Annotated in this window: 7 protein-coding genes and 2 pseudogenes; 1 reads left to right on the top strand and 8 read right to left on the bottom strand. The window is 71.7% G+C overall.

Annotation, left to right across the window (positions count from 1 at the left end; translation table 11 throughout):
• Positions 1-872: 872 nt before the first annotated feature.
• The 6 genes and pseudogenes from BGP03_RS02915 to BGP03_RS02895 form a co-directional block, all read right to left on the bottom strand.
• Positions 873-1,409, bottom strand: coding sequence for a hypothetical protein (locus BGP03_RS02915; RefSeq protein WP_296370996.1), 537 nt, complete (start codon positions 1,407-1,409; stop codon positions 873-875).
• Between the two features lie 528 nt (positions 1,410-1,937).
• Positions 1,938-2,275: pseudogene (locus BGP03_RS02910) on the bottom strand (transposase family protein); the annotation flags it as partial.
• 59 nt (positions 2,276-2,334) lie between these two features.
• A complete protein-coding gene (locus BGP03_RS35740) occupies positions 2,335-2,466 on the bottom strand; it encodes a hypothetical protein (protein ID WP_363093130.1) in 132 nt (43 codons plus the stop codon).
• A gap of 9 nt (positions 2,467-2,475) precedes the next feature.
• Positions 2,476-2,579, bottom strand: a pseudogene (locus tag BGP03_RS35735) (recombinase family protein); the annotation flags it as partial.
• Positions 2,580-2,818: 239 nt separating this feature from the next.
• The gene (locus BGP03_RS02900) at positions 2,819-3,556 is read right to left on the bottom strand and encodes a hypothetical protein (RefSeq protein ID WP_298799624.1); all 738 of its coding nucleotides are present in this window, start codon (positions 3,554-3,556) and stop codon (positions 2,819-2,821) included.
• Positions 3,557-3,732: 176 nt separating this feature from the next.
• Complete coding sequence (locus tag BGP03_RS02895) at positions 3,733-4,251, bottom strand: cupin domain-containing protein (RefSeq protein WP_296370994.1); 519 nt, start codon at positions 4,249-4,251, stop codon at positions 3,733-3,735.
• A 194-nt stretch (positions 4,252-4,445) separates the two neighbouring features.
• Here BGP03_RS02895 and BGP03_RS02890 point away from each other — a divergent pair, with 194 nt between their 5' ends.
• Positions 4,446-4,988 carry a cupin domain-containing protein gene (locus BGP03_RS02890; protein ID WP_296370993.1) on the top strand — a complete coding sequence of 181 codons (543 nt, stop codon included), beginning with the start codon at positions 4,446-4,448 and terminating at the stop codon, positions 4,986-4,988.
• Positions 4,989-5,041: 53 nt separating this feature from the next.
• Here the strand turns inward: BGP03_RS02890 and BGP03_RS02885 are convergent, their stop codons facing one another.
• Both BGP03_RS02885 and BGP03_RS02880 read right to left on the bottom strand, forming a co-directional pair.
• Positions 5,042-7,825, bottom strand: coding sequence for a LuxR family transcriptional regulator (locus BGP03_RS02885; RefSeq protein ID WP_299735326.1), 2,784 nt, complete (start codon positions 7,823-7,825; stop codon positions 5,042-5,044).
• 26 nt (positions 7,826-7,851) lie between these two features.
• The gene (locus tag BGP03_RS02880) at positions 7,852-10,368 is read right to left on the bottom strand and encodes a Tn3 family transposase (protein WP_298799626.1); all 2,517 of its coding nucleotides are present in this window, start codon (positions 10,366-10,368) and stop codon (positions 7,852-7,854) included.
• Between the last annotated feature and the right edge of the window lie 33 nt (positions 10,369-10,401).

The raw sequence follows: 10,401 nt of genomic DNA, 5'->3' as shown, positions 1-10,401 counted from the left end.
GATCACGCCCTCAGCCGCACTCCATTTCCGGAAGAGCCCTTATAGGCCACCGTCAATTCCGGCGTCGGTAGGTCGGGGTGGATACGACGAATTGGCCCACCGCGCCGCGACATCGGGCGTGGCCGGAGTGACCGGCGCCTCAGGGCGCCGTTGACCCTGCGTGAAACCCTGTCCACGGACGCAAGATCATCGAACTGGTCGACAGCAATCCTCGCCGTCGACGGGCGGGCTCAAGCTGCGCCGCACCGGGGGAGGCAAAGGGCGCCATCAGTGTCGATGTCGGCCCGGCACGGCCGAGCAAAAGCTCGGAGCGGCAACCTGCTCGACAGCCTCGCACCTCGACGATGAAATCGTACCGTCAGTCAGCTCAGGAATATGCTGCGCCGGAATTGTCGGCTGCTCAGCTGATGGGGCCGAGACGGTGTCGGCCACGGCGTTAGCGTGTGCGCTGCTGCCGGCTTCGGCCAGCTCCACGACATACATCTTTCCCTGAGTGCGTCCGGTGCCCCGGCGTCCTCCTCGATTGTGGTCCCGCCGCCCCGCTCGCTGGGACTGTGGCGTCAGGATCGAGGTGCTACGGAACCGGTCGAGGGCGACTCTAGCCGCGGCCATGGCCATCGCGGCCAGGACAGAGGGCGTCCTGGCCCGAGTCATGGAACCCGCAGCGCGGCGAGGACAGGGATGAACTGCGGGGAGTCACCCCGATGAGCTGCGGTCATCAGCTGATCTGTGGTGATCAGCAGGTTCGTCACCGGGTGGCTCGGCCCCGCGGTCTGGACGGTGCCGGGCTCCGGCAGCGTGGTGATGGGCGAGGCCTCCGTAACATCCGGGTGAACGCGGGCGCCCCACCGGTGGTGCTGCGGGCCGGCGGATCAGGTGAACTCGACCCACGCGTCGTTGGTGTCGTCGGGCTGGAGCAGGGTGTAGTGGGAGTCGTGGTCTCCGCTGCGGCTGGTGATGGCCATGCTGGTCTCGCCGGTCCAGTCGTAGGTCATGCGGACGGTGAAGGTGCCCATCTTGGTGGGCCTGCCGATCTGGTAGATGTCGTAGGTGGCGTTGATGATGCCGATGTTGCCGGCCCTGTACTGGACCTCGAACCCCTGGGTGGAGCCTTCGTCCATGGTGCTGCCGTCGACCGGCATGCCTTCGTTGTCGCCGGTAGCGCTGACCAGCTTCATGGTGCATGCCGAGAACTCGTTCTTGATGGTGAAGTGCTTGCTGATCTGCGGTGCCGGCGTGAGGTGACCGGGCCCGGACGGGCTGCTCGCCGCGGTGGTCTGGGCGGTCAGCGCGACGGGGGCGGTCGTCGTGGTGGGGGTGGCGGCCTGGGCGCTGGTGGCGGCGAAGCCGGCGAGCAGTCCGGCGATGGCGAGAGTGGATGCGCCGCGGACGATGGCCTTGGTGATCATGGCTGTTAGCTCCTCGGTGGGGGGCGGACTCGGTGTCTGCGATGTCCCCAACTCTCGCGCTGACCTGCGGACGCATCCATCCACGTCCTGGCCGATGCGCCGGGTGAGCCTGCTGTCCCCCGATCGACCGACACGCCTGTGCGGGTCGCGAGCACCCACTGGCCCATGATCCAATCCGACGGCGTGCAGGTCGGGGGTGCTGCGCCAGATCAGCCGGCACCGTCATCGACGCGGTACGCCAACCGATACCGCTGTAGAACCCGACAGCGCCACGGGTACAGCGCTGGAGGGCCGAGAGACCGGTGGCCGCGAAGGACGCAGTGACTCTCGAGACGGCCGCGAGTCGAGTTGAGTTGATCTCGTCCACGAACTGATCCACGAACTGCTGCTCGACGCTGCCTGCGATGCTCGTTTCGGCACCAAAGCTATGCGCCATTGAGCCTTTTCCACTTGGGGTCAGCCGGTGTGGATGAGGACGAGGACGGCCTTGACCAGGTCGGTAGCTCGGCGTCGCTGCGGGACGGCGAATCCGGAGCCGCGGTAGCCGTTGTCGGCGATCACGCGAATGCCTGCGGCGGTGAGGGCGTCGAGGATGCCGTGCTCGCGTGCGGCGCCCATGTCGTGGCGGGCGCCGGGCAGCGCCGGGGATGCCCAGATCAGTCGCCCGGCGGGGTCGGCGATGACCTGCACGTTCACCCCGTGGGTCTTGTGATTGCCGGAGAAGTACGGGCGGTCCCGGCCTGAGCCCATGCCGACCCGGTCGATCCGCAGCAGGGTGCCGTCGAGGATCACGAACGCCTTCCCGACCGCGACGGCGATCGCGACGCGCAGGAGGGGGCCAGCGCAGCGAGGACCACGAGGGCCTCTTGGGGTAGAAGGCCCATCCGGTGCAGAACCAACGCCAGGGCGGCGGAACGGTCGTTGGTCAGCTCGGAATGATGGTGAAGAAGAACTTGCCCTCTCCGGTGGGGGTGTAGCTGCCAGCGAGGGTCCCGGTCAGGATCCGCAGGGTCAGGACCTCCTTGACCGAGCGGCCGAGGCGATCGAGCTTCCACACCGCGAGCGTGTCGCCGGATCGCAGGTAGGCGAGCGCGGCGGCCAGGCGGGCCGGTCGGTCTGGCGGCTGGAGATCTTGGCCTCGAAGAACTTCACACACCCGGCCTCGGTCAGCGCGTCACGCTGCAGTTGGCTGTCCTGGGCCTCGGAGCTGACCCGCAGCTACGCGATCAGGTCTTGATGCTGGGCCGCCACCCCGAAACTGTCTCAGAATCCGTCGCGCAACGGCCAGTTTGACGCGCATGGTGTGAGACGGGTTCTGATGCACCGGGCGTCGCGTGGCGAGCCTCCGCGGTGATCTTGCCGTGGGCGTCTCAGAATCCCTTGATTGTGCAACGCGGCGCCGCGGCTTGTCAGAGGCTGGGATGAAGCACCCGGAGTAGCAGCAGCGTCCAGGCCAGGACGCCGGAGAGGATCGCGGCGGAGATCCCGAGGACGCGGGAGCGGTGCAGGTTGGCGCGCAGGGTGTTGGTCTTGAACTCGTAACTGTCGATGTAGGCGCGGACGCCGCCGCTGATGGGGCGGGCGCGCCACCATTCCTGCCTGGGTGTGGCTCGGCGCAGCCGAGCCAGCCGGGTGACATCGGCCGCGAGTTGATCGGTGTTGCTGCTGTCCGGGCAGGTTTGCAGGGCGGCGGCGTCGCGTGCGTAATCGCGTTCCTGCGGGGTGGCGGGGCGCAGGCCCAGGCCGCCGAAGGTGGCCAGCGCCCCGTAGTAGACCGCGGCGAAGGCGAGCAGGTACACCAGCCCGGCCATACCGAGGACGATCCACTGCGCCGCTCCGGCGGGGGCGGTGTCGATCGTGGTGGGTCCGCCCAGGACGGTGACCGCGCTGAAGACGCCGAGCAGCGCGGTCATCGTGACCAGCCATTGCTGGGCGGCGGCCTGCACCCGGATCATCCGGGTGTGCACGAAGTCCTGGTAGTCGTCGGTCCAGCGCTGGGCCTCGGCGACCGAGGGCCGCGCACCAGCCGCGTCGGACGCTCCGCCGGGGCCTTGGCCGGCGGCGGCGTGCGGTACCTCGAGCCTGACCTCGCCGGCGTCGGCCAGCGCCTCGGCGCTGGTGTCGGGACGAGTTGCACCGTCGGTCACGCTGAGCCTCCCGTGCACTCATCGCATCGACCCCGCGGGCCGTGGTGATCCAGGTCCCGTTGTTGTCGTACGCCGTCGATGTCGCGTTTCGAGGTTCGAGGTTCGAGGTTCGAGGTTCGAGTATGTGCGCCCGTCAGACCCGCAGACAGGGCACATCCGTAGCGGGGACTGCTGGCTCAGCCCGTGGTCAGTTCGTCGAGGATGTGGTCGCGGTCGACGTCGTGGCCGTGGGAGCCGGCGGCGTGTTGCTGGACCGCGGCGATGAGGTGCTCGAGCTGCGCGCCGTCGGTGTCGGTGGTTCCGTCGATGCGGAACTGGACTCCGCACGGGCACCGCGCGATCCGGGTCGCATCACCCGCGGGCGCCGGCGCGAAGTCGATGATCGTGCACGGCTGGTCACCGACCACCCAGGCGTCGTGCCCGGGTGAGACGGCGAGCGCGTCGCCGGGGCCGGCCTCGGTTTCGGTGCCGTCGTCGAGGCGCACCCCGAACCGGCCGGAGATGATGTAGCTGGCGTGCGCGACCTGGCAGGAGTCGGTGCCGACCAGCGGTTGCACGTCGATCGACCACCGCCAGCCCGGTTCCAGCACGCCACGTACGAACGTGGTCCCGTCGAGGGCGAGCACGTGCATCGCGCCGTGGTCGAACTCGCGCTTCTCATCAGGGCTGTCGAGGTTGCGGGTCTGCAGGGTCATGTCGGGGCTCCTTGTCGGGTGCTGGTCGGCGGCCATCCTGGGCGTGTGCACGCGGGTGCGACCACGGGGAAATCACGTAGTCGCCGGCCGAACCGGTTACGTGCTTTCCCGGTCGCCGGGGCGCCTGGTCGCGGTCAGGATCGGTCAGACCCGCGTCGGACTGGCGTCGCGGGCGGGGTCGGAAGGAGCCCGGGATGGACGCAACGGCGGCGGTGCCAGCGGCAGGGGCGGCGGCGGTGATCGACGCGCCTGGCGAGCACACGGGCGGGGCGTGGTGGTTTCTGGACACCTTGGTGGTGGAGCACCGGTTCGGGACCGACACCGGGCCGGTGGTGTTGGAGGTGACGTTGCCGGCCGGGGCCTCCCCGCCGCTGCACGTGCACCAGGACGCCGATGACAGCTGGTATGTGCTCGACGGGCAGCTGGTGGTGCGCTGTGGCGGGCGGGAGTGGCTGGCCGGGCCGGGGCATTGGGTGTCGATGCCGCGTGGGGTGGCGCATTCGTTCCGGGTGGTGGGCGGCCGCGCCGCGCGGATCCTGATCGTGCTGGCCGAGGACAGTTTCCTGCGGTTGGTGCGCGAGCTGGGCCAGCCGGCCGCCGCCATCGGGTTGCCGGTGGCGACGGGCGGGCCGGGCATGCAGGTGCTGTCGCGGGCGATGGCCGCGCACGACATCACCACCGTCGGCGCCTCGATCACCGAGGACGAGGCGCACGCCTTCCTGAACCAGCCCCGCTGAACTCCTGAGCGTGCCCGGCGCGGGGCAACCCGCCTGGCCGCCCGCGGACTGCGCTATCGGGGTCGCGGCCGGTCGGTGGGGTCGGCGGGCGCGTTGAGCAGGGCGACCAGCTGGGTGCGCGACCGGGTCGCGGTCTTGCGCAGCAGGCTCTCGACGTGTTTCTCCACGGTGCGCGGCGAGAGCCGCAGCCGGGTGGCGATCTGCTTGTTGGCCAGCCCCGCCACCACCAGCTCGAGCACGTCGGCCTCGCGGGCGGTGAACCGATAGCGATCCCACCGGGCCGTGTGCGGACGGCCGAGCAGGTCGCGGCAGCGGAGGGCCAGGCCGTGCAGGTCGTGCTCGGTGAAGCATTCCAGCGCTTCGGGCAACCACTGCTGGGGGTCCCCCCAGCCGTCGGTCAGGGCGGGGCCGGCGGCGCATAACCGGGCCAGATGCCCCCACACCGGGGCGCGGATCAGCGCGGTGTCCGCCGCCCGGGCCAGCTCGCCGGCCCGGACACGATCACCGTCGCGGCCGGCCGCGATGGCGTGGGCGTAGCCGAGCAGGCCCCGGTTGCAGAACATGATCGTGAGGTTCGCGCGGTCGGCGTGGGCGAGTTCGGAGGCGGCGCGCCGGTCGTCGACGGCGGTGAGCAGCAGCGGCCAGAACGCCCGGAACTCGGCCGGTTCGCTATGCGGGGTGCGCCGCAGCAGCACCGCGGCGCGCGCGAGACAGTCCAGGGCGCCGTCCCAGTCGCCGTCGAGCAGGGCGAGCATCCCGCGGGCGCCTCCCCAGGCGAACGCGTCTTCCACGAGATCACCGGGTGCGCCGGCCAGCGCGAGCGCGAGGTGGTGCTCCATCTCGGCGCGTTCCCGGCGGAAGGCGTGATTCTCGGCCAGGAAGTAGTGCAGCCGCGCCCGCAGCCGATCGAGCCCAAGTCGCTCGCACAAGGCCAGGCCGCGGCGGGCGTGCTCGGCGGCGGCGTCCAGGGCGAACACGGTCTGCACGGCGGCGCACAACTGCAGGTCCACCACCGCGGCGGTGCTCCATGCCCCGAGTTGCTCGGCGAGCCGGCGGGCCTGCCAGAGCCGCCCGGTCCCGGCCTCGGTGAACAGCTCGATCGTGCCCAGCTCGTGCAGCGCGCGCAGCCGCCACAGCGGCAGGCCGGCGGCGTCCGCGGTGGCCAGCGCGGTCTCGAACGCGCGCCCGGCCACGGCGAGGTCCCGGGTCCGGGCGGCCCGACCGATCACCTCCAGGGCATGACAGATCGCCTCCGGGCCGGCCTGCGGGATCGCGCGGGCCGTCTCGGCCAGGGCGGCGGCCCGTTCGATGTCATCGGCGGCGAACGCGATCTCCGCCTCCAGCACCGCCAGCTGGGCGGCCACCGCGCCGGAGGCGCTCCCGGCCACGGCGTCCCGGGCGGCGTGCAGATGGGCGGTGGCCACCGACCACCGGGTCCCGGTCACCGCGGCCTGGGCCAGCTGCAGATGCAGCTCGCCGCGCTCGATCGCCGCGCCGCCCCGTTGCGCAATCTCGTTCAATGCCCTCTCACCCGTGGCGAGCGCGTCGTCGACCCGCCCCGCGGCCGCGAGCGCCTCGATCAACAACCGGTCCACCTCACCGCGCCCGGCGGGCTCGTCGAGCACCTCGCCCGCGCGGTGCAGCGTGTCGATTGCGGTCTGCAGCGCGCCGCGGCGCAGCGCAGCCCGCCCGGCGTCGCCCAGCAGCACCCCGGCCCGGTGCAGGTCCCCGGCCTGGGCGGCGAGATCGGCGGCGACCTCCGCCCCGGTCTCATCCAGCCGCGGCCCGGCCGCGGTCAGTGCCTGCAGCCCGGCCGCGGCCAGCGCGGCCCGCCGTGGCGGCAGCACCTCAGCGAGCACCGCTTGCCGGGTCAGCGCATGCCGGAACCCGAACCCGGCCCCGTCCACGACCAACAGCAGACACTCCACCCCCCGGGCCAGCGCCGCGGACACCGGTTCCGGTCCCAGCCCTGTCATCGGGGGTAGCAGCCGCCAATCGAAGTGGCGCCCGAGCACCGCGGCCGCCTCCACCACCGACCGTTCGGCCTCGCCCAGCTCGGCGAGCCGGGCCCGCACGGTGTCGGCGAACGAGCGGGGTATCCCGGGCGCGGCCAGCAGCTCCTCGACCAGGAACGGCACCCCGTCCGCAGTCCGCGCCACCTGGCTCAGACGCCGCTCATCCGCCCCCGGGGCGCACAACCGCGCCATCGCCGCGACCTGGACCTCATCGAGACGGTCCAGCGGCATCAACGCAGCGGCGCGGCGGGAGTGCAGGCGCCCGATCAGCTCCATCGCCGCGCTGGCCGGCTCGTCGCGGCTGGTCGCCACACACAACACCCGCTCGGCGGAGACGTTGTCGGCGACGTACTCCAGGACCGCGAGGGTGTCCGGGTCGGCCCAGTGCAAATCCTCCAGCACGATCAGCAGGCCGTCGGGGCGCGCGAGTCGACCTAGCAGCTGAACGACCGCTTCGCCGCGGACCGCCGCCGACACCTCACCACCATCACCGCTGGTAGCGCTCACGGCGATCGTCGGCACGATCGCGGCCAGCGCCGGCAACCATCCATGGAGCTCGGCGTCGGCGGGGAGGCGGTGATCACGCAGCAGCGCCAGCAACGCCTCGGTCCACGGCCGGTACGGCGTCGACCCGCCGGCCGGTACCGCGCGGCCCACCGCCACTGCGCTCCCGCCGGCCCGGGCTCGATCAGCCAGCTCTCGAGCCAGCCGCGACTTGCCGATGCCCGACTGCCCGACCAGCCACACCAGCCCACCCCGGCCGGCGACCGCCGCGTCCAGCGCCGCGCACAGGCCGGCGAGCTCGGCGTCACGGCCGATCACGACCGGACACAACACCGCCGGCGGCGTCATGATGCCGCGCTCGCGGCCGCTCGACGCAAAGGCCGGTGCCCGCTGGGGTCGAGCTGGGCGAGTTCGGCGTCGATGTCGACGGTGATGGTGCCGAACAAACCGATGTTCTCGCTGTGCGCCGGGGACAGGTGCGCGAGCAGAACATCGTCCACGCGCCGGCCCCGGCCGCGCTGCTCGGCCACGGCCAAGCCCAGGTATTCGGTCGTCCAGGCGGTGATCGCGTTGGTGGCCAGCGTCAGACACCACGCCTGCTCGGTCTGGGCCTGCAGGTGCCGTCGGTGCACGTTGTTGAGCTGGCGGGAGATCTTGCGGCGATAGTCCTCCCTCGACAGGTACTGGGCGGCGTAGACCGTGCGGCGCAGCGCCCCGTACTCGTTGAGCGCGGCGGCCAGCCCGTTCTGCCGGTCCGCGCGCGACAGCTTGCCCACGATCAGCGACGCGGTCACGTGCCCGTACTTCAGCGACGCTGCGACCCGGAGCATCTCGTCCCAGTGTTGCCCGTCGCTGGAGGACAGGGTTCCGCCGCCGAACACCGCGGCGAGTGGGAGCTGTTGGTGATAGCCGATTACGGCCAGGTTCGCCGCGCGCAGGGTCTCCTCCCGCACGTACCACTCGGCGGTCCAGACCAGGCTGTCGTAGGCGATGCCCGAGGCGTCGGCCATCCGCGACAACCCCAGGTTGGTGGCCTGACTGATGATCACCGCCAGCAGGTTGCGTTTCAGCTCCCGCGAGCGCGGGGTGGCGCCCCCAGCGTGGGTGAAGCAGTCCAGGAACCCGGTGCGCCGGTCGAGCTCGATGAGCACCGACGCGATCGGCGCGAACGGCAACAGCGCGGTCAGCTCCTCGCGCAGCTGCTGCGCCTCGGCGGGCAGGTCCTCGGCCGATAGTGGGCCGATCACCAGCTCGCCGTGCTCGTCAACCCGGACCGGTCCCTGCCCGCCGGCCAGGACCTGCTCGAGCTCGCCCAGCGCGACATTCAGCTCGGTGTCCACCCCGGCCAGCGCTGTGGCTGGGTCCGGTTTCGCGCCGGCCAGGGCGCAGAACTCGGCGCGCTGCGCCGGCCACGCCTGAGTCGGGATCAGGTGGGCGGTCGGGTCGGCGTAGCGGCGCGATCCGGGGACGTGCACGTCGCCGCTGCGCAGCGCGTCACGCAGGCACAACAACACGCACAGTTCCCAGTAGTGGCGGTAGGCCGCGGTGGCGCCGGCGGCGATCGCGTCGTCGAGGTAGCCGCGCCAGCGGGCCGGCACGAACCCGGTCGGGGCGTCGGCCGGGACACTGCGCGTCCCGGTGGCGGTGAGCCCGCGCAGCACCTCGACCGCCGCCAACGGTTCTGTTGCGGACGGCCCGCCGGCGAAGGTCAGCACCCGCAGCACGTGGCCGTGATCGCGGGGCTGCCGCGCGGTAGCGGGTGTGGCCAGGGCGGCGCGGAGCCGGCTCATCCCGATCCGTTCCCGCAACAGCCCACCCACCTGCTCGTCGGGGATCGTCGGGTCGGCCAGCACCGGCAGGATCTCCTCGGCCAACGCGAGCTTGTCCTCACCGCGCCGCGCGCGTTCGGCGAGCTGGTCGGTCAGCTTGCGCCGGGCGCGTGACTCGCGCGCGGACACGGCCTGGTCGAACAGCGCCACGACCTCGTCGAGCACGTCGGTCGCCGACTGCACCAGCAGGGTGAGCACGATCGCGTAGCGGCGGGGCGGGTCACGCCGCGTCAGCGCCGGTACCGAACTGCACCGCCCCACCGCGGCCAGGTGCCGCCGCCGCTCCGCCGGAAGACTCGACAGGTCCACGGTGTGCGCGTCGAGACCGCGCAGGAACTCCAGCTTGCGGACCTCGGTCTTCACCGCCGCGGCCGAGGCCTCGGTCGGACCGGTGGACAGCCACCGCAGCCGGGTCATGCCGATCTCGGGATCGACCACCGACAACCCGTCCAGCTCACCGGGGCGGGTCGGGGTCAGCAGGTGCGCGACCCGGTCACAGGTCTCCCGCTCCGCCCGGGCCCGCGCAGACGCGACCCGCTCCAGCAACTTCACCGGGCCAGGCCGCACCACCCGCGAAGTGATCAGATGCTCGCACGCCAGCCGGAACAGCAGGCCGGGCGAGTCGTGTTCCATCGCCCTGGCCAGCAGGAACTCATCGAGCTCCTTGAGCGACAACCCGTCGGTCGTGCGCCAGCCCAGATACGCCATCACTGCCCGCAGATGATCGGTGCGGGTCTGCTCGCGGCGCCCGTAGCCGGCCAACCCGGCCGGCGAAATCCCCAGCCGGGCCGCCAGCCGCTCCACCGCCACCACCGGCGCCGCGGCGACCTCATCGGGCACGAACCCCAACCAGGGCAGGCTGCACAGCTGCGCCGTCACACCCAGCATCGTCGCCGGTTGGCGCATCGACCGCACGAACGCCTCATCCGCGCCGCTCAACGTGAAGAACCGGATCAGCTCCTCCGCGGAGATCCTCGGGAACCCGCGCAGCTGCGCCAGCTCCTGCACGGAGAACACATCACGGGCCGACACCAGACCCCCCAGGCTGCGGGCACGATCACCGAC

Source organism: Pseudonocardia sp. 73-21 (assembly GCF_001899645.1).
Classification (GTDB): domain Bacteria; phylum Actinomycetota; class Actinomycetes; order Mycobacteriales; family Pseudonocardiaceae; genus Pseudonocardia.
Note: the sequence above shows the minus strand (reverse complement) of the source record. Positions and strands in the feature narration are given on the sequence as shown.